The organism is Pseudomonas sp. PDM22, from assembly GCF_014851965.1.
Lineage (GTDB): Bacteria > Pseudomonadota > Gammaproteobacteria > Pseudomonadales > Pseudomonadaceae > Pseudomonas.
Genome location: NZ_JACVAR010000002.1, coordinates 72,742 through 91,947, shown reverse-complemented (window position 1 = coordinate 91,947; position 19,206 = coordinate 72,742). Strand labels below are relative to the sequence as shown.

The following is a 19,206-nucleotide window of genomic DNA, read 5'->3' as shown; positions in this document are numbered from 1 at the left end:
CCGACGCCATGAATGCCAACGCCAAAGCTCCCGCCAGCGACCCGAGCCTGGTCTACCCGTCCCCGCTGAAAGAATTCTGGCATGCCTTCTCGCGCAACAAGGGCGCGGTCGGCGGCCTCCTGTTCATGCTGGTCATCGTGTTCTGCGCGCTGTTCGCGCCGTGGGTCGCGCCCCATGACCCAAGCGAGCAGTTCCGCGACTTTCTGCTCACCCCGCCACTGTGGCTCGAAGGCGGCAACTCGCAGTTCCTGCTGGGCACCGACGAACTGGGCCGCGACCTGCTCTCGCGCCTGATGCACGGCGCGCGCCTGTCGCTGATGATCGGCCTGACCTCGGTGCTGATCTCGATGATCCCCGGCATCTTCCTCGGGCTGCTCGCCGGCTTCTCGCCGACCCGCCTGGGCCCGGTGATCATGCGCCTGATGGACATCATGCTGGCCCTGCCCTCGTTGCTGCTGGCGGTGGCCATCGTCGCCATCCTCGGCCCGGGCCTGATCAACACCGTGATCGCCATCGCCATCGTTTCGCTGCCGGCCTATGTGCGCCTGACCCGCGCCGCCGTGATGGGCGAGCTGAACCGCGACTACGTCACCGCCTCACGCCTCGCCGGTGCCGGCACCCTGCGCCTGATGTTCGTCACCGTGCTGCCCAACTGCATGGCGCCGCTGATCGTACAGGCCACCCTGAGCTTCTCCTCGGCGATCCTCGACGCCGCCGCACTGGGCTTCCTCGGCCTGGGTGTACAGCCGCCGACGCCCGAGTGGGGCACCATGCTGGCCTCCGCGCGCGACTACATCGAGCGCGCCTGGTGGGTCGTCTCGCTGCCCGGCCTGACCATCCTGCTCAGCGTGCTGGCAATCAACCTGATGGGCGACGGCCTGCGCGATGCGCTGGACCCGAAGCTGAAGAACGCAGCGTGAGGACAGTGACCATGCACAGCCTCAAGATCGCCGATCACAACAAGAAAAGCCTGATGGAGACCGCCGTATGAGCCTCCTCGACCTGCGCAATCTTTCGGTCCGCTTCGGCGACCGCAACGCCGTCCCGGTGGTGGACGGCCTCGACCTCTCGGTGGACAAGGGCGAAGTCCTGGCCATCGTCGGCGAATCCGGCTCCGGCAAGTCGGTGACCATGATGGCCCTGATGGGCCTGATCGACGCCCCCGGCATCATCACCGCCGACACCATGCAATTCGACGGCACCGACATGCTGCGCCTGAAGGGACGCGAGCGGCGGCGCATCGTCGGCAAGGACATCGCCATGGTCTTCCAGGACCCGATGACCGCCCTCAACCCCAGCTTCACCGTCGGCTACCAGATCGAGGAAGTGCTCAAGCTGCACCTCGGCCTGCGCGGCAAGGCCCTGCGCCAGCGCGCCCTGGAACTGCTCGAACGGGTGGAGATCCCCGGCGCCGCGCAGCGCCTGGACGCTTACCCGCACCAACTCTCTGGCGGCATGAGCCAGCGCGTCGCGATCGCCATGGCGATCGCCGGCGAGCCCAAGCTGCTGATCGCCGACGAGCCCACCACCGCGCTGGACGTGACCATCCAGGCGCAGATCATGGAGCTGCTGCTCAACCTGCAGCGCGACCAGGGGATGGCGCTGATCCTGATCACCCACGACCTCGCCGTGGTCGCCGAGACCGCCCAGCGCGTCTGCGTGATGTACGCGGGGCAGGCGGTGGAGATCGGCGAGGTGCCGGCGCTGTTCGACCTGCCGACGCACCCGTACACCGAGGCGCTGCTCAAGGCGATCCCCGAGCACAGCGCCGGCGAGGAACGCCTGGCCACCCTGCCCGGCATCGTCCCCGGCAAGTACGACCGCCCGCAGGGCTGCCTGCTGTCGCCGCGCTGCCCCTACGTGCAGGACAACTGCCGCAGCGTGCGCCCTGCCCTCGAAGCCCATGAACGCGGCGCCGTGCGCTGCTTCTACCCGCTCAACCTGAACACCGAGGTGGCCCGATGAGCGCCGTCCTGACCGCCCGCGACCTGACCCGTCACTATGAAATCTCCCAGGGCCTGTTCAAGCCGCACGCCCTGGTCCGCGCGCTGAACGGTGTGTCCTTCGACCTGCAGGCCGGCAAGACCCTCGCCGTGGTTGGCGAGTCCGGCTGCGGCAAATCCACCCTCGCCCGCGCGCTGACCCTGATCGAGGAACCCACTTCCGGCTCCCTGCAGATCGCCGGCCACGAGGTGAAAGGCGCCGACCACGACACCCGCAAGCAACTGCGCCGCGACGTGCAGATGGTCTTCCAGAACCCCTACGCCTCGCTCAACCCGCGGCAGAAGATCGGCGACCAGCTGGCCGAGCCGCTGGTCATCAACACCAGCCTGTCCCGCGCCGAACGCCGCGAGCGCGTGCAGGCGATGATGAAGCAGGTCGGCCTGCGCCCCGAGCACTACCAGCGCTACCCGCACATGTTCTCCGGCGGCCAGCGCCAGCGAATCGCCCTGGCCCGCGCCATGATGCTGCGGCCCAAGGTGCTGGTGGCGGACGAACCGACCTCGGCGCTGGACGTGTCGATCCAGGCGCAGGTGCTCAACCTGTTCATGGACCTGCAGCAGGAGTTCGGCACCGCCTATGTGTTCATCTCCCACAACCTCGCCGTGGTCCGCCACGTGGCCGACGACGTGCTGGTGATGTACCTCGGCCGCCCGGCGGAAATGGGCCCGGCGGACAAGCTCTACGAGCGCCCGCTGCACCCCTACACCCAGGCGCTGCTGTCGGCGACCCCGGCCATCCACCCCGATCCGGACAAGCCCAAGATCAAGATCCAGGGCGAACTCCCCAACCCACTCAACCCGCCCACCGGCTGCGCCTTCCACAAGCGCTGCCCGTATGCGACCGAGCGCTGCAAGACCGAGGTGCCGGAACTGCGCCTGCTCGATGAGCGCCAGGTGGCCTGCCACCATGCGGAGCAGTTCCTGAACTGATACGAAACGGGCCGGTCATAGACCGGCCCCTCTTTCGGAAACAGCTGCGTCCTACGACGCAGCCGGAACAGGCCTATCGCCTGATCCAGACAATCCCGCCAGGGTGGCACCCCGCCACTGCCTGCACGCCGTGGCCGTTATCCACAGGGCCACGATCCTCCATGTTGCTGTTCTACCTTCTGCTCATCCTCGTCACTGCCATCGTCGCCAACGTCCAGTTGCACAAGTGGAAGCGTCAGCGACGGATGGACGTGCGCGCGGCCGTGAAGTCGCGGAAGAAGCCAGCGGCGAAGAAGAAAGCGCCAGCGGAGGACGTCGAACTCGACGAAATCGACTGGGACGGTCTCGATCAGGAGGAGCTGGATTTCAGTGCGCCGCCCCCGCCAGCGCCAAAGCCACTGCCCGCGTCGGTTCGTGCCGCGGCTCCCACCCAGCCGCCGGCAGAGGCCAAACCGAAGGTCGAGCCCAAGGACGAATTCTTCGCCCTGGAACGCGCACTGCCACCGGGACAACTGACGGCCGCCCAGCGCGACGAAGCCATGGCGCAATTGCTCAAGACCAGCCTGCACCTCCCCACGCCGGAGCCCGGCGAAAAGCATGTGGTGCTGGACATGGACGACGGCAGCTACGTGCCGGTCGCCACGCACCCGGCAGCAGCGGCCATCGCCCTCGGGCATCTTGCCGAGAGCCTGCAACAGCGCATGGGCGCGCAACTGCTGCGCGAGTTGCGCGGCAAGGACCTGGGCCTGCTGGTGGTCGCGCGCAATCCGCAGAAGCCCTCGGTGGCGCGGCTGTGGAAAATCCAGCCGGAAGACCTCTGATCCGCGCTTCTACAAATCGCGGATCAGCGCCAGGCGCACGCCGAAGCCCAGCAGGATGCCGCCGAAGCCCCACTGCTGAACACGCTGCATCGTCCGGTGCCGCGCCAGCCAGCGCCCCATGCGCTCGCCACTGACGGCGTAGAAGCTGTCGAACCCCAGCCCGACCACCACCAGCACGCCGCCCAACAGCCCGAACTGCAGCGCCAGCGGGCCGTTCTGCGGATGGATGAACTGCGGCAGCAGCACCGAACAGAACAGCAGCGCCTTGGGGTTGAGCAGATTGGTCAGCAGGCCCCGGCGAAATGCTCGTCGGTAGCTGACTGTGGATAACCCAGCCGAGCCGGTCGCTACCGGCAAACCCAGCGGTGTGCGCAGCAGTTGCAGGCCAATCCACGCCAGGTAGAGGCCGCCGCCGATGCGCACGACATCGAAGGTCCAGGGCGCGGTGCGAAACAGCAGCGCCAGCCCGGTCGCCGCCAGCGCGACGTGGCAGCCACGGGCCAAGCCCAGCCCCAGGGCCGTTGCCAGAGCCGCGCGGCAGCCGTCGCGGGCACCGGTGTGCAGCAGGAGAATCATGTCCGGCCCCGGCAGCAGGTAGACCATCGCCAGGGCCAGCAGGAAGACGCCGATATCCACAAGAGCCACTCCGAAGAAGTCATTGCGGATAGGGATTCTATGCCTGAAGGCCGAGGCAAGTGCTTGCGTATTCAGCCAGTCTGACGCTAACAATTGGCATACTCTGCCAGTCTAAAGCTTAAACAGTAGCCATTCATGCCAAACCCTAAACTGGACGCCTACGACCACCGCATCCTCGCCGCGCTGCAGCGCGATGGCCGCCTGAGCAACGTCGAACTGGCCGAGGAGATCGGTCTGTCGCCCTCCCCCTGCCTGCGCCGGGTGCGCCTGCTGGAAGAAGCCGGGATGATCCGTGGCTACCACGCCGAACTGGGCCGCGACGAAGTCGGCCTCGGGCTGACCGTGTTCGTCGGAGTGAAGGTGGAGCGTCACAGCGACACCAGCGCCGCCGCCTTCCGCCAGGCCGTGATCGACCTGCCGGAAGTCATCTCGGTGCACCTGGTCAGCGGCGAGTCGGACTTCCTCCTGCAAGTGGTGCTGCCCGACCTGCGCGCCTATGAGCAGTTCCTTACCGGCACCCTGCTCAAGCTGCCGGGCGTCAGCGACATTCGCAGCAACTTCGCCATCCAGACGGTGAAGGAGTCGGCGCCCCTGCCGCTGCGCCACCTGCCGAAATAGCGAAGATTGCGCGCGCGCCGCCGTGCGCCTATCATTCGCACCCTTCCCATCCACCGACAGCAAAGGAGAGACATCATGCAAGCACTGATCACCCTTTGCAGGTCGCGTCTGGCGTAATCGCTTCCCCGCCGCCCCTTTTGGCGGCACCGCATTGCCCGGCTCCGGCCTGCCCCCATCCTCTTTTTTCGTTTCATTCCTCATGGGATTGGACAATGGGCAATTGCATCCAAAATCTGTCCGACGGCATCACCCTGATCGCCGCGGACGACACCTGGATCGAAGGTAAAGCGATCCAGCAACTTGAAACCACCGCCCGCCTGCCGGGCATGCAGCGTGTCGCCGGCATGCCGGACCTGCACCCCGGTCGTGGCTACCCGATCGGCGCGGCGTTCTTCACCACCGGCCGCCTGTATCCGGCGCTGGTGGGCAACGACATCGGCTGCGGCATGGCGCTGTGGCGCACCGATATCGCCACCGCCAAACTGAACCTGGACAAGCTGGAAAAGCGCCTGGGCAACCTCGACGGCCCGCTGGACGATGACTGGATCGAGCGCGTCGCAAGCTTCGGCCTGCCGCCCTGCGGCCACGAGCATTCGCTGGGCACCATCGGCGGCGGCAATCACTTCGCCGAGCTGCAGCAACTCGATCAGCTCTACGACCAAGTCGCCGTCGAAGCCCTCGGCCTCGACCGCCGGCACCTGCTCCTGCTGGTGCACAGCGGCTCGCGTGGCCTGGGCGAAGCCATCCTGCGCGAGCAGGTCGATCGCTTCAGCCACCAGGGCCTGGAACAAGGCACCGACGACTGCGCTCACTACCTGGCTCGCCACGATGGCGCGCTGCGTTTCGCCGAAGCCAACCGCCAGCTGATCGCCCGGCGCATACTCGACCGCCTGCGTGCGGACGGTTCGCAGGTGCTGGACGTGAACCACAACCTCGTCAGCCCGGCGCAGGTCGAAGGCGTCGACGGCTGGCTGCATCGCAAGGGCGCGACGCCGGCGGATCGCGGGGTGATGGTCATCCCCGGTTCGCGCGGCGACTACAGCTACCTGGTGGAACCGGTCGCCGACCCACGCAGCCTCTTCTCCCTCGCCCACGGCGCGGGGCGCAAGTGGATGCGCAGCGAGTGCAAGGACCGTCTCTCGGCGCGCTACCGCGTCGAGCAGCTGGCCCGTACTGCGCTGGGCAGCCGGGTGATCTGCGGCGATCGCGGGCTGATCTACGAGGAAGCGCCGGAGGCCTACAAGGCCATCGACTCGGTGGTCGGTGCGCTGCGTGAAGCAGGGCTGCTGCGGGTACTGGCGCGACTGAAGCCGGTGCTGACCTACAAGACCCGCGGGGAGTGCTGCTGATGATCCTGCTGCAACTTTCCGCGGCCCAGGGGCCCGACGAATGCGCACTGGCCGTGGCCAAGGCCCTGCAGCGCCTGCTGCGCGAGGCCGAGGCCAACGGTGTCGAGGTGCGCGTGATCGAGGAAGAAGCCGGCCCGCGCCGAGGCACCCTGCTCTCGGTGCTGCTGGCGCTGGACGGTGACTCGGCGGCAACCCTGGCCGAGGACTGGAGCGGCACCCTGCAATGGGTCTGCGCCAGCCCTTATCGGCCCAATCACGGGCGCAAGAACTGGTACTTCGGCGGCGCACGCTTCAGTGCGCCGCCGGCCAGCCTCGAAGGTGAAGTACGCTTCGAAACCTTGCGCTCCTCCGGCCCCGGCGGGCAGCACGTCAACACCACCGACTCGGCAGTACGCGCGACCCACGTTGCCAGCGGTCTGAGCGTGAAGGTCCAGACTGAGCGCAGCCAGCACGCCAACAAGCGCCTGGCGCTGCTGCTGATCGCCCGCAAGCTGGAGGAACGCGCGGAGCAGGCAAGCAGCGAGCTGCGCGCCGAACGCCGGCTGGTGCATCACCATCTGGAACGCGGCAATCCGCGCCGGGTGTTTCGCGGTGAACGCTTCGAGGGCTGATGTCAGCCGCAGAAGAAGCGCAGGAACGTGCGCAGGTCCGCCTGCGCACGTTCCACGCTCACCGGGGTGAAACGCGCTTCGCTGTGCGCCGGGCATTGCGCCAGGCGGCCGATGTCCAGCGGGTGCAGCACGCCCAGCAGCGGGTAGCCACCCATGCTCTGGCGGTCGGCCAGCAGGACGATCGGCTGGCCGTCCGGCGGCACCTGGATGGCGCCTTCCACTACCCCCAACGACCATTGCCGGCGAGGCGCGTTCAGCGCTTCGCCGCGCAGTCGCACGCCCATGCGATCGGACTGCGGGCTGACCTGCCAGCGCTGTTCGAAGAAGGCCTGGCGCTGGTCCTCGCTGAAAGGATCCGGGCCGGGCAGTACGCGCAGTGTCGGGGCCTCGCGGTAGTCCGGCCGATAAGGCCAGGGCACGCTGGCACCGCGAGTGAATCGCTCGCCGTAGACGGCACATTCCAGCAGATCGTCGGCGGCGAGCGGCTGGCCATTGCCGGCAAGACCGCCGAGTTTTTCCCGCATCTGGGTCGCGACGCTACCCAGTATCGGCTGCGCCGAGAAACCTCCGGCAGCGGCGAGATACGCCCGCTGCCCGGTACGGGCGAAGCCCAGCTTCAGGCGCTGCCCGGCCCTCACGCGAAAGCGCGACCAGCCCGGTAGCGGCTTACCATCGAGCGTCGCCGGCAACTCGGCGCCCGCCAGTGCCAGCCAGGTGTCAGCCTGCACTTCCAGCTCCACTCCGCCCAGCGCGATTTCCAGCAACGGCACGCCCGGCCCGTTGTCGAGCAGGCGATTGGCCCAGGCCGCCGCGTGCTTGTCCACAGGGCCACCGGGCGATACGCCCAGGTGCTGCCAGCCCCGTCGGCCGCCGTCCTGCAGCAGACAGAGCAGGCCGCAAGCCATGATTTTCAGGCTCATGGCTCGCCACCGGCCGCGCGATAAGCTGCCTCATCGATGGGCACAAAGCGCACGCAATCGCCCACAGCCAGCGGGCAAGGCGGCTGCCGATGCGGATCGAACAGGCGCTGCGCGGTGCGCCCGAGCAGGTGCCAACCGCCGGGCGAGGCCTGTGGATAAACCGCCGTCTGCCGCTCGGCGATTGCCAGGCTACCGGCGGGCACGTGGGTGCGCGGCGTGGCCCGGCGCGGCAGGGCGAGGCGTTGGTCGAGCTCGCCGAGGTAGGCGAAACCGGGGGCGAAGCCGATGGCGCCGACGCGATAGTCGCGGCCAGCGTGCAGATCGATCACCTGCGCCGGAGTGAGCCCGCAGAGACGGGCGACTTCGGCAAGGTCCTCACCGGCGTACCACACCGCGATTTCATGCAGGCGCCCGGCGCTGTCGGCGAGGGAGTCGCCGGGCCAGTCCGCCAGCGCGGCCTGCACGCGGCTTTGCAATTGCGGGAGGTCGGTGCGCAACAGGTCGTAGTGCAGCAACAGTGTGGTCCAGCCCGGCACACAATCCGTCAGTGCCGCGCCCAGCTCGGTACGCAGGCGCTCGGCCAGTCGGGCGATGCGCAGCGGCAGCGCATCGTCGGGCTGTTCCGCGAGGGTGATCAGCAGCGCCGTGGCGCCGAAGGCTTCGACACGGATCATGCCTGGTCCAGCAGGCCACGCAGGCGCCGCAGCACCGCCAGGGATTCGGGGTTATCACCATGCACGCAGAGGCTGTCGGCGCGCAGGCGCAGCAGATTGCCGTCGATATCCGGGAAAGGCTCGCCACGGGCAATGGCCAAGGCCTGGTCGAGGATGCGCTGCGGCTCGTGGTGCACGGCGTTGGGCAGCCGGCGCGGGGCAAGCTGACCATCGGGCAGGTAGGCGCGGTCGGCGAATGCTTCGAACATCAGCGGCACGTCGGCGGCGTCAGCCAGTTGCAGCTCGCGGTTGTTGTCGGCCAGGGCCAGCACCATCAGCGGCAGGCGCTTGCGGTAGGCGGCGCAGGCATCGAGCACCGCGGCGAGCAGCGCGTCATCGCGCACCAGGTCGTTGTACAGCGCGCCGTGGGGCTTCACGTAGGCGACCTGGGTGCCGGCGGCGCGGCAGAAGGCGTCCAGCGCGCCGATCTGGTACAGCACCAGGGCGTGGACTTCTGCGGGCGAACAGCTCATGTGCCGGCGACCGAAGCCAGCCAGGTCCGGGTAGGCGGGGTGCGCGCCGATGCTGACGCCCTGCTCCACCGCCAGTCGAACGGTGCGCTGCATGGTCAGCGGATCGCCCGCGTGGTAGCCACAGGCGAGGTTGGCCTGATCGATCAGAGGCATGGCGTGGGTATCGTCGCCCATTCGCCAGGCGCCGAAGCTTTCGCCCATATCGCAGTTGAGCAGGATACGCGGGGTGGGCTCGATCATCGCTATCGCCGTCCTTCCAGATTTCCCACAGGTTAAAGCACCTGCAGGCCTTTGGCCTTCGGAGAATACTCAGTCACGCTCAGGAGGAGTACCATCCCGCCTCTAGACCCGTGGAAATCTCCCCCCGAATGATCAAAGCCGCCATCCTGGCCGCCTTCGGCCTGAGCATCGTTTATGTCCACCTGCGTGGGCGGGTGCGCCACAAATTCACGCGCCAGCTGAGCGACCACTCCAGCTTCCTGGCGCCGATCAACTGCCTGATGTACCTGTTCTCACGGGTGCCGAGCCAGCCGTACCTGGCGACCGACGAATTCCCCGAGATGCGCCTGCTTGCCGACAACTGGGAAGCCATCCGCAGCGAAGCCCTGCACCTGCGCGACGCCGGCAGCATCAAGCGTTCCGACCAGCTCAACGACGTGGGTTTCAACTCCTTCTTCAAGACCGGCTGGAAGCGCTTCTACCTGAAGTGGTACGACGACAGCCACCCGTCCGCCGACGCACTGTGCCCGAAGACCACCGAGCTGCTGCGGCAGATTCCGTCGGTGAAGGCGGCGATGTTCGCCGAGCTGCCGCCGGGCTCGCGCCTGGTGCGCCACCGCGACCCCTATGCCGGTTCGCTGCGCTACCACCTGGGCCTGCTGACGCCGAATGACCCGGGCTGCTTCATCGAGGTGGACGGCGAGCGCTACCACTGGCGCGACGGCGAGGCGGTGGTATTCGACGAGACCTATATCCACTACGCCGAGAACACCACGGATCACGACCGGGTGATCCTCTTCTGCGATATCGAGCGGCCGCTGAAATACGGCTGGGTGACGGCGTTCAACCGCTGGTTCAGCCGCAACGTGATGGCAGCAGCGGCTTCGCCCAACGACGCGGGCGACAAGACCGGCGGCATCAACCGCGCCTTCGCCTCGCTGTACAAGATCCGCCTGCATGGCAAGGCGCTGAAGAAGCGCAACCGCAAGCTGTACTACCTGCAGAAGTGGGGCTTCTTCGCGGCGGTGCTGGCACTGTTCTTATGGATATGAGCCGCGCCTGAAATCAAAAAGGCCTCCGCATTCGCGGGGGCCTTTTTGTTTGCGGACCGTTCAAGACATCGTGGACCGATCCGTTTGCAGGTGCATCGCTGGCCGCGAAATCCGCAGGTACCGGCGACGGCTGTGCGGGACGCCAACGCCGGCGGTGCCGGCAGGTCGCGGGCATGGCCCGCTCCTACAGGTTCAGGCCAGCGCGATGAGCTCCCCCTGACGCAGGATCAATAGACATCGCGGCGGTAGCGCCCGCTCTCCAGCAGCGCCTCGACCTCGACGTCCCCCAGCATCTCGCGCAGGGCGCGGTCGACGCCTTCGGCCATGCCCTGCAGGCTGCCGCAGACGTAGATCGCCGCGCCGTCGTCGAGCCACTGGGCGAGGACTTCGCCGCTGGCACGCAGGCGGTCCTGCACGTAGAGCTTTTCGGCCTGGTCGCGGGAGAAGGCGACATCCAGGCGTTGCAGTTCGCCGCGCGCCAGCAGGCCTTCCAGTTCCTCGCGGCAGTAGAAGTCGTGGGCGATGTTGCGCTCGCCGAACAGCAACCAGTTACGCGACCGGCCCTCGGCCACGCTCGCCTGCAGCAGTGCGCGCAGGCCGGCGATACCGGTGCCGTTGCCGATCAGGATCAGCGGGCGATCCTCCTCGGTCAGGTGGAAGCTGCGGTTGCGCCGCAGGCGCAGCAGCAGGCTGCCGTCCTCGGGCAGGTACTCGGTCAGCCAGCCGGAACAGATGCCCAGCGAGCCGTCGGCGTGCTGCTCCTGGCGGACGATCAGCTCCAGGGCGCCTGCGCTGCGCAACGAGGCGATGGAGTACTGGCGCACCGAGAGCTTGATCAGCGCGTCGTAAACCGCCTGGCCATGCTGGCCGACCAGGTGCTCGAGGTTGCCCGGCAGCAGGCAGCCGGCCAGGGCGTCCTTCAGCGGCAGGGCCAGGCCATCCACTTGCACCTTGGCAGCACCATCGAGGCCGAGGCGCTCGAGCCAGCGGGCGACGAGGAAGTCCGGTTGGCGCGGGACGATTTCCACCAGGTCGCCGGCAGCCCAGTCGATCTGCGAATCGTTCGGCGCGGTGAGGCGCAGCAGCCAGGTGGATTCGCCCTGGCTGCCGGGGTTGAGGTGTTCGCGACCACTCAGCGTCCAGACCTCGAAAGCTGGTGCAGTGAAGGCCACTTGCGGCGCGCCGCCGGAGAGTTCGGCCAGACGGACCTGCCAGTCGTGCAGCGCAGCGGCATCACCGTTGTCCACTTCCACGCCGTCGAACAGCGGGCGCGCGCCCTGCCCTTGCAGCCAGCCCTGCATGCGTCGGGCGAAGCCGCAGAAGTGTTCGTACTGGCGGTCGCCCAGGGCCAGGATGGCGAAGCGCAGGTCATTGAGGCCGAGGGTCTGGCCCAGCAGTTGGCGTTCGAAGCCACGGGCGCTGTCCGGCGCCTCGCCTTCGCCAAAGGTGCTGACCACGAACAGCGCGTTGCGGGTCTGCTCCAGCTGCGCGCGATCCAGCTTGCCCAGCGGCTCGACACGCACCGGCAAACCGGCGGCCTGCAACTGGCCGGCGCTCTGCCACGCCAGCTGCTCGGCGAAGCCGCTCTGGCTGGCATAGCCCACCAGCCAGGAGTCGGCGCCAGCGGCGTTGCTGCCCAATTCGCCACGGGCGGCCTGCGCGGCGCGCTTCTTGCGGCGGCGGTCGAGGTAGAGCAGCCAGCCGGTGATGAAGAACAGCGGCATGGCGAGGCTCGCGAGCATCATCAGGATGCGCCCGGTAAGGCCGAAGTAGCTGCCCACGTGCAGGGCGTAGACGCTGGTGAGCAGTTGCTTGCCGGCGCTGCTGTCGTTGTAGCGGCGGTGCTTGAGCAGCTTGCCGCTGGCCGGGTCGATGGTCATCTCGTTGAAGGCGCGTTCGTGGGCGGCATCATCGAGGAGATAGAACACGGTGGCCGGCTGGCCCTTCACCGGCGGCAGGCGCAAGTTGTAGGCAGTCATGTTGGGGCCGCCGGTCTGCGCGACGGTGTTCCAGATGGCCGTGGCATCCACCACCGGCGGCGGGCCCTCGGGCGCCGGGCCACGTTTGCCGCCGCGCTGGCCGCCCTTGGCCTGGCCGGCAGGGGCGTCGTCGAGCAGCTTGAACAGGCCGTTGCGGTACCACTCGTAGGACCAGTACAGGCCGGTCAGCGAGGCCAGGAGGTAGAACACCAGGCACCAGGTGCCGGCGACGGCGTGCAGGTCCCAGTTGAAGGCGCGACCCTTCTTGCGCCAGTCGAAGGTCAGCCAGGTGCGCCAGTTCAGCGCCTTGCGCGGCCAGCGCAGGTACAGGCCGGAGAGGCAGAAGAAGATCAGGATCAGGGTGCAGGCGGCCGTGATCCGCTGGCCGACTTCGCCGGCGGCGAGGAAACGGTGCAGCTGCATGATGAACATGAAGGCGCCCTCGCCCACTGGCGCGGGCAGAGCTTGCGCGGTGTACGGGTCGACATAGAGCGATTCGCCCCGGCGCTGGCCCGGTGGCGGGCTGAAGAAGATGCGCGCGGACTCCACGCCTTCGGTCTTCAGCCAGAGGAAGGAAACCTTCTTGCCCGGCTCGGCGCTCTCCACCCGGCGGATCAGTTCGTCCATCGGCAGCACGGCTTCGGCGCGCTTTTCCACCACCAGGCTCTGGGGGTTGATGGCGCGCAGGATTTCATCCTGGAACGACAGCATCGCCCCGGTGATGCCCATCAGTGCCAGCACAAGCCCTGCGCTGATACCGAACAGCCAATGCAACTGGAAAAGGACTTTCTTCAACACCGCGACTTCACCTTCGGACACCCATCACGCAGGGCGGGCATTTTAATGAGAATGGCTCGCAAGCGCAGCCGATTTAACAATCTTTACCCTGGCCTTACCTTCGCCGTACGGGCGCCAGCCCCGGACAAAGAAAAGCCCCGGCCGAGGAGCATCGGCCGGGGCGGGGCGCCAGAGGTGCGCGCCCCAACGGAAGGAGCTCGTTCTCAGAAGTGGACGTTGACACCCAGCAGCGCGGTGCGACCAGGGGCCACGTGGGCCATGTGGGTGCTGAAGACCTGGTCGAAGTAGCGCTTGTCGGTCAGGTTCTGCACGTTGAGCTGCAGGTCGACGTTCTTGCTGATCACGTACTTGGCCATGGCGTCGTAGCGCCAGTAGGACGGAATCATGGTGCTGTTGGCGGTGTTGCCGTACTGCTCGTCGACGTAGGTGGCGCCGCCGCCCACGGTGAAGTTCTGCAGCACGTCGTAGGTCGACCAGAGGGTGAAGTTGTTCTGTGCGGTCTGTGGCATGCGGTTGCCTTCGTCGCTGGCCACGCTGGACTTGAGGATCTCGCTGTCCAGGTAGGTGTAGCCGCCGAAGACTTTCCACTTGGGCGTCAGCGCGCCGCTGAAGCCCAGCTCGACGCCCTGCACACGCTGCTCGCCATCGAGCACCTGCACGGTGGAGTCATCCGGCGAGGCAACACGGGCGTTGGTCTTGTCGGTGCGGAAGATCGCTGCATTGAGCGACAGCGCTTCGTCGAAGAACGCCCACTTGGTGCCGATCTCGTAGTTACGGTTGCGTTCCGGATCGAGGTTGGTGTTGGCCAGGGCCAGGTCGCCACCGCCTTCACCGGCAGTCTCGCCGCTAGGGTTGCTGGAGGTGGACCAGGCGGCGTAGACGCTGCCGTTGGGCGCCGGTTTGTAGACCACACCGAGCTGGTAGTTCCAGAAGTGGGAGTTGTTCTGGCGGTCGAAATCGCCGGCGGGCGAGCCGCGGCCCCCGGTGGAATAACCGCTGGAGCGGGTCTCGAAGTCGTCGTAGCGCAGGCCGAGGTTGAGGTCCCACTGCTCGCTGAGCTTGAGGGTATCGAACACGTAGGCCGAGGCGGTCTTGGTGTCGGTGTCGGTAAAGGCGGCGCTGTCGGTGATGCTGCCGGTCCAGTGGTCGCCCGGGGTCGGCTTGTTCAGGCTGGTGCAGTCGCCGCTGGCGATCAGCGATGGCGTGCAGATGTTGCCACTGCCGCCGCCCGGAGTGATCACGTACGGGCGGTTGTGCACGTCCTCGTAGCTGAACTCCATACCGGTCACCAGGGTGTGGCCGACGAAGCCGGTGTCGAAGGTGGACTTCAGGTCAGTCTGGTTGACCCAGCCCTTGGAGGTGGAGTTGCGGTTCTTCGAGGAGCGATAGACCAGGCCGTTGGCGACGTTGCCGCGACTGTCGTCGGGGTTGGTGACGATGTAGTCGAGGGTGGTGCGCACCAGGCGGAAGCTGTTGGACAGGGTCAGGTTGTCGTTCAGGTCGTGCTCGATCCGGAAGGTCCCGGTATCGGTGGTGCTCTTGCGATAGTCGCGGTCGTTCAGGCCGTAGAAGTTGCTCTTGTCCACGGACACCGGCTTGCTTGGGTTGCGCTCGCTGCGCCCGGCCAGGGTCAGCGGGATGCCGTAGTCGGGCATGTCGTCGGTGGACAGGTGGTAGTAGGACAGCGTCGCACGGGTCGGCGTGTTGAAGCCGAAGGTGATGGTCGGCGCGACGCCCCAGCGGCTGACATTCACCTCGTCGCGGCCGGCGACGTTGGCATCGTGCTTCATCAGGTTCAGGCGGAAGGCCGCGTTGTCGCCCAGCATGTGGTTGACGTCGAGGGTGGTGCGGCGGGTCTGGTCGGTGCCCAGCACGACGCTGGCGTCGTTGAAGTCGGCCTGCTTGGCGGTCTTGCTGATCAGGTTCAGGCTGCCACCGGTGGAGCCGGCGCCGGTGTAGGCGGAACCCGGGCCCTTGCTCACTTCGATCTGCTCGATGTTGAAGATTTCGCGGGTCTGCGAGGCGACGTCGCGCATGCCGTCGAGGAAGGTGTCGCTTTCGGCGTTGAAGCCGCGGATGAACGGGCGATCACCCGCCGGGTTGCCACCCTCACCCGCCCCGAAGGTGATGCCGGGCGTGGTGCGCAGCGCATCCTGCAGGGTCAGCGCGCCGGTATCCTTGATCACCTGCTGCGGGATCACGGTGACGGTCTTGGGCGTATCCAGCAGCGGCGCGGTGTACTTCTCGTTGGAGGACTTCTCCACGTTGTAGGTGGTCGGGTCCTGCTGCTGGGTGCCGACGACAGTGTCGGCGTCCAGGGACAGCACGTCCTGGCCGGACTTCTTCGGCGCTTCGTCAGCATGGGCCAGTTGAGCGCCGGACATGGCGGTGATCGCCACGCCGACAGCGCTGACTAGAAGGCGCGGCTTGCTGCCGGCGAACTCGGTGGATTGACGCGACATCGAAACTCCCTCCCCAGGGGTTCATGAAGGCCGCGCAATTTATTGCAACTGAGAATTTGTATCAATTCACATTCATTACCATACGCACATGATTTACAACTTTTACACTTTCTCCCTGTCGGAAGTAGGGGTATGCCGGTTGTACCGATATGTTGCAAATCATTATCATTGGCAAATTATCGAAACTGATGGAACCGGCCCATGCTGCTGCACATTCCCGGCGTCTTCACCCGCGATGAGGTGACGCGCATCCGCGCCGCCCTGGAACAGGCCGAGTGGGCCGACGGCAAGGTCACCGCCGGTTACCAGTCGTCCCGCGCCAAGCACAACCTGCAACTGCCGCAGGACCATCCGCTGGCCCGCGAAATCGGCGAAGCCATGCTGCAGCGCCTGTGGAGCAACCCGCTGTTCCAGTCGGCCGCGTTGCCGAGCAAGGTGTTCCCGCCGCTGTTCAACTGCTACACCGGCGGCGGCTCGTTCGACTTCCACATCGACAACGCCGTGCGCGACACCCAGGGCGGCCGCGAGCGAGTGCGCACCGACGTGTCCTCGACGCTGTTCTTCAGCGACCCGGAGGACTACGACGGCGGCGAACTGGTGATTCAGGACACCTACGGCACCCAGCAGGTCAAGCTGCCGGCCGGCGACCTGGTGCTCTACCCCGCCACCAGCCTGCACAAGGTCAACCCGGTGCCCCGTGGGGCGCGCATCGCCTCGTTCTTCTGGACCCAGAGCCTGGTGCGCGAGGACAGCCAGCGCGCCCTGCTGTTCCAGATGGACCAGTCGATCCAGGCGCTGACCCGTGACGTGCCGGACCATCCGGCGCTGATCGAGCTGACCGGCACCTACCACAACCTGCTGCGCCGTTGGGTGGACGTCTGACCCGCCATGAGTTTCATCCTGCGTCGCACTGAAGAAATCAACGTCGAAGACCTCACCGGCCAGCTCACCGACGACCCGCGGCAGACCGCCCGCCTGATCGTGACCGGCGCCCGCAAGGGTGACCTCGAAGCCCAGGCGCTGCTCGGGCAGATCCTCCTCGACGGCCACGGCATCGAGCAGGACGTCAGCCTCGCCCTGACCTGGTTCGGTATCGCCGCCGAACGCGGCCACGCCATGGCGCGCAACATGCTCGGGCGCTGCCTGGAGCACGGCTGGGGCTGCGCGAAGGACGAGGCCGGCGCCTCCCGCCATTACGCCATCGCCGCGCAGCAGAAGCTCGACTGGGCGATGTACAACCTCGCCAACCTGCTCTCCACCGGCCGTGGCGTGGAACGCGACGATGCCCGCGCACTGGCGCTGTACCAGAGCGCAGCGGCGCTGGGCCATGCCAAGTCGATGAACCTGGTCGGGCGCTTCCACGAGGAGGGCCTGGCGGTGCCGCGCAACCTGGAGGCAGCGCACCAGTGGTACCGCCGATCGGCCGAGGCCGGCGACTTCCGTGGTCAGTTCAGCCACGCCTCGGTACTCGCCGAGCGCGGCGACCTGCCAGCCGCACGCATCTGGCTGGAGCGCGCACTGGAAGGCGGCAACCTCAACTTCCTGCGCGTGGCCCGCCAGCAGCTGGCGGCCTCCATGCCGCCGAGCCTGCGCGAGCTGACCCTGGCCTACTTCCAGCGCGCCGCCGAACTGGGTGACGAGTCGGACCTGCGTCACCTCGCCGAGCAGATGGGCGTCGCCTGACGCCCCTTGACGTAATTTTCACGCCCGCTTTGCTAGCTTCGCCGGCTACCCTGGCTGCCGGAGTGTTCGGCAGCCGCCACGTAACGACGAGGCGCAAGTGTCGAACACCACATCCCCCGCAGCGCGCAAACGCGTGGACTGGGCCGCCCTGGGCTGGCTCCTGCTGTTCTTCTGGTACTTCTCCGGCGTTACCCAGGCGCTGATCCTGTTCAGCGGCACCACCGGCTTTGCCGGCTTCCGCGACGCGTTCTTCCTCAGCAGCCTGTGGCTCGCACCGCCGCTGCTGCTGCCGCGCTTCACCAGGGGCATCGCCGCCGTCATCGGCCTGGTGCTCTGGGGCGCCTCGCTGGTGGGCCTGAGCTACTTCGGCATCTACAAGCAGGAGTTCTCGCAGAGCGTCATCTTCGTGATGTTCGAGTCGAACACCGCCGAAGCCGGCGAGTACTTCAGCCAGTACTTCAGCCTCTGGCTGTGCCTGGCGCTGCTGGCCTACAGCGTGGTCGCCGTGGTGCTGTGGAAGCGCATCCGCCCGATCAGCATGCCGGCCTATGCCCGTGTGCCGCTGGCCGTGCTGCTGGTCGTGCTGAACCTGTTCTACCCCTTCTACAAGCAGATGGTCACCCAGGAGCGCACCTTCGCCCAGGCGGTGGAGAAGGTGCAGTCGCGCATGGAGCCGGCGGTACCGTGGCAGTTGGTGGTCGGCTACGTCCAGTACCGCCAGCAGTTGGACAACATGCAGAAGCTGCTGCAACAGAACGCCTCGCTGCCGCCCCTGCAGAACCTCAAGGACAGCAGCGGCAACGAGCCGCGCACCCTGGTCCTGGTGCTGGGCGAATCCACCACCCGCCAGCACATGCACCTGTACGGCTACGGCCGCGACACCACGCCGAACCTCGACGCCCTCGCCGCCAGCGGCCAGGGCCTGACCGTGTTCCAGAATGTGGTCGCGCCGCGCCCCTACACCATCGAGGTGATGCAGCAGATCCTCACCTTCGGCGATGAGCAGAACCCGGACAGGTTCCTCACCGATCCGTCGCTGATCAACCTGATGAAACAGGCAGGCTACAAGACCTTCTGGATCACCAACCAGCAGACGATGACCAAGCGCAACACCATGCTCACCACCTTCTCCCAGCAGACGGACGAGCAGGCGTACCTGAACAACCAGCGCAACCAGAACGCCAGCCAGTACGACGGCGTGGTGCTGGACCCGTTCGAGAAGGCCCTGAAGGACCCGGCGCAGAAGAAGTTCATCGTGGTCCACCTGCTGGGCACGCACATGGACTACCGCTACCGCTATCCCGAAGAATTCGCCTACTTCAAGGACCGCCAGGGCGCCCCCTCGGCGCTGTCGGATGACCAGGTGGAGACCTACAACTTCTACGACAACGCAGTGCGCTACAACGACTTCGTGGTGTCGAGCCTGATCAAGCGCTATTCGGCGGCCAACGCCAACGGCTTCATGCTCTACCTCTCCGACCACGGCGAGGAGGTCTACAGCTCGGGCAACCACGACCGTCTGGGTCGCAACGAGATGGACCCGACCCGGCCGATGTACACCATTCCGTTCATGGTCTGGACTTCGCCGAGCTGGCAGGCCGAGCACCCGCGCGACCTGCAGGCAGTGGCCAACCGCTCCTACAGCAGTTCGCACCTGATCCACACGCTGTCGGACCTCGCCGGCCTGAGCTACGACCGTTACGAACCGGCCAAGAGCCTGGTGAACGAGCAGTTCGCCGCCGCCCCGCGCTGGATCGGCGACCCGTACAAGAAGGACGGTCTGCACGAGTTCGACAAGCTGCCGCAGGACAAGGCCGCGCCGGAACAGGAAATCGCCAAGGACGCCGAGGCTCCCGCCACGGCCCAGGCTCCGGTGCAGACGCAACCCAAGGAGGGTTGAGTCTCCCGCGATGCGATGAAACGCCCTGCCCCTGCGGGG

The 19,206-nt window shown here is 66.9% G+C and carries 17 protein-coding genes; 11 read left to right on the top strand and 6 right to left on the bottom strand.

Translation table 11 applies throughout. The features are described 5' to 3' along the window. Positions 1–8 precede the first annotated feature (8 nt). The 4 genes from IB255_RS06100 (at position 9) to IB255_RS06085 (ending at position 3,754) form a co-directional block, all read left to right on the top strand. Positions 9–920, top strand: a complete 912-nt coding sequence (locus IB255_RS06100) for an ABC transporter permease subunit (RefSeq protein WP_081517424.1) — start codon at positions 9–11, stop codon at positions 918–920. A gap of 67 nt (positions 921–987) precedes the next feature. Next, positions 988–1,965 (top strand): ABC transporter ATP-binding protein, encoded by a 978-nt coding sequence (locus tag IB255_RS06095; protein ID WP_081517423.1) that lies wholly within the window; start codon positions 988–990, stop codon positions 1,963–1,965. Beyond that, positions 1,962–2,933, top strand: coding sequence for a peptide ABC transporter ATP-binding protein (locus tag IB255_RS06090; RefSeq protein ID WP_151189449.1), 972 nt, complete (start codon positions 1,962–1,964; stop codon positions 2,931–2,933). Before IB255_RS06095 ends, IB255_RS06090 begins: the two co-directional genes overlap by 4 nt. Positions 2,934–3,094: 161 nt before the next feature. After that, positions 3,095–3,754: a hypothetical protein gene (locus IB255_RS06085; protein WP_192209885.1), complete on the top strand. Its 660-nt coding sequence runs from the start codon at positions 3,095–3,097 to the stop codon at positions 3,752–3,754. A gap of 9 nt (positions 3,755–3,763) precedes the next feature. Here the strand turns inward: IB255_RS06085 and IB255_RS06080 are convergent, their stop codons facing one another. Continuing rightward, a complete protein-coding gene (locus IB255_RS06080) occupies positions 3,764–4,390 on the bottom strand; it encodes a LysE family translocator (RefSeq protein WP_192209884.1) in 627 nt (208 codons plus the stop codon). A 135-nt stretch (positions 4,391–4,525) separates the two neighbouring features. Here IB255_RS06080 and IB255_RS06075 point away from each other — a divergent pair, with 135 nt between their 5' ends. The 3 genes from IB255_RS06075 to prfH all read left to right on the top strand — a co-directional run bounded on the left by IB255_RS06075 (position 4,526) and on the right by prfH (position 6,968). Next, positions 4,526–5,008 carry an Lrp/AsnC family transcriptional regulator gene (locus IB255_RS06075; protein WP_192209883.1) on the top strand — a complete coding sequence of 161 codons (483 nt, stop codon included), beginning with the start codon at positions 4,526–4,528 and terminating at the stop codon, positions 5,006–5,008. A gap of 212 nt (positions 5,009–5,220) precedes the next feature. Continuing rightward, positions 5,221–6,357: an RNA ligase RtcB family protein gene (locus IB255_RS06070; protein WP_192209882.1), complete on the top strand. Its 1,137-nt coding sequence runs from the start codon at positions 5,221–5,223 to the stop codon at positions 6,355–6,357. Further along, the gene (gene prfH, locus IB255_RS06065) at positions 6,357–6,968 is read left to right on the top strand and encodes a peptide chain release factor H (RefSeq protein ID WP_192209881.1); all 612 of its coding nucleotides are present in this window, start codon (positions 6,357–6,359) and stop codon (positions 6,966–6,968) included. Before IB255_RS06070 ends, prfH begins: the two co-directional genes overlap by 1 nt. A gap of 2 nt (positions 6,969–6,970) precedes the next feature. On the opposite strand, the gene IB255_RS06060 is transcribed toward prfH, so the two are convergent. The 3 genes from IB255_RS06060 to IB255_RS06050 are packed head-to-tail and all read right to left on the bottom strand — an operon-like array spanning position 6,971 to position 9,314. Continuing rightward, positions 6,971–7,888: a biotin-dependent carboxyltransferase family protein gene (locus IB255_RS06060; protein ID WP_192209880.1), complete on the bottom strand. Its 918-nt coding sequence runs from the start codon at positions 7,886–7,888 to the stop codon at positions 6,971–6,973. Further along, positions 7,885–8,562, bottom strand: a complete 678-nt coding sequence (gene pxpB, locus IB255_RS06055; RefSeq protein ID WP_192209879.1) for a 5-oxoprolinase subunit PxpB — start codon at positions 8,560–8,562, stop codon at positions 7,885–7,887. The genes IB255_RS06060 and pxpB overlap by 4 nt, the downstream gene beginning before the upstream one ends. Next, positions 8,559–9,314, bottom strand: coding sequence for a 5-oxoprolinase subunit PxpA (locus tag IB255_RS06050; RefSeq protein ID WP_192209878.1), 756 nt, complete (start codon positions 9,312–9,314; stop codon positions 8,559–8,561). Before IB255_RS06050 ends, pxpB begins: the two co-directional genes overlap by 4 nt. Before the next feature lie 131 nt (positions 9,315–9,445). On the opposite strand from IB255_RS06050, the gene lpxO reads away from it, so the two are divergent. Then, positions 9,446–10,345, top strand: coding sequence for a lipid A hydroxylase LpxO (gene lpxO, locus IB255_RS06045; RefSeq protein WP_138212927.1), 900 nt, complete (start codon positions 9,446–9,448; stop codon positions 10,343–10,345). Positions 10,346–10,572: 227 nt separating this feature from the next. On the opposite strand, the gene IB255_RS06040 is transcribed toward lpxO, so the two are convergent. Together IB255_RS06040 and IB255_RS06035 are read right to left on the bottom strand one after the other, a co-directional pair. Beyond that, positions 10,573–13,119: a sulfite reductase flavoprotein subunit alpha gene (locus IB255_RS06040; protein ID WP_081518156.1), complete on the bottom strand. Its 2,547-nt coding sequence runs from the start codon at positions 13,117–13,119 to the stop codon at positions 10,573–10,575. 206 nt (positions 13,120–13,325) lie between these two features. Then, positions 13,326–15,584, bottom strand: coding sequence for a TonB-dependent receptor (locus IB255_RS06035; RefSeq protein WP_081517414.1), 2,259 nt, complete (start codon positions 15,582–15,584; stop codon positions 13,326–13,328). 201 nt (positions 15,585–15,785) lie between these two features. Here IB255_RS06035 and IB255_RS06030 point away from each other — a divergent pair, with 201 nt between their 5' ends. The 3 genes from IB255_RS06030 to IB255_RS06020 all read left to right on the top strand — a co-directional run bounded on the left by IB255_RS06030 (position 15,786) and on the right by IB255_RS06020 (position 19,167). Next, positions 15,786–16,466 carry a Fe2+-dependent dioxygenase gene (locus IB255_RS06030; RefSeq protein WP_081517413.1) on the top strand — a complete coding sequence of 227 codons (681 nt, stop codon included), beginning with the start codon at positions 15,786–15,788 and terminating at the stop codon, positions 16,464–16,466. A gap of 6 nt (positions 16,467–16,472) precedes the next feature. After that, positions 16,473–17,267 carry a tetratricopeptide repeat protein gene (locus tag IB255_RS06025; RefSeq protein WP_081517412.1) on the top strand — a complete coding sequence of 265 codons (795 nt, stop codon included), beginning with the start codon at positions 16,473–16,475 and terminating at the stop codon, positions 17,265–17,267. A 97-nt stretch (positions 17,268–17,364) separates the two neighbouring features. After that, positions 17,365–19,167 (top strand): phosphoethanolamine transferase CptA, encoded by a 1,803-nt coding sequence (locus IB255_RS06020; RefSeq protein ID WP_081517411.1) that lies wholly within the window; start codon positions 17,365–17,367, stop codon positions 19,165–19,167. Positions 19,168–19,206 lie beyond the last annotated feature (39 nt).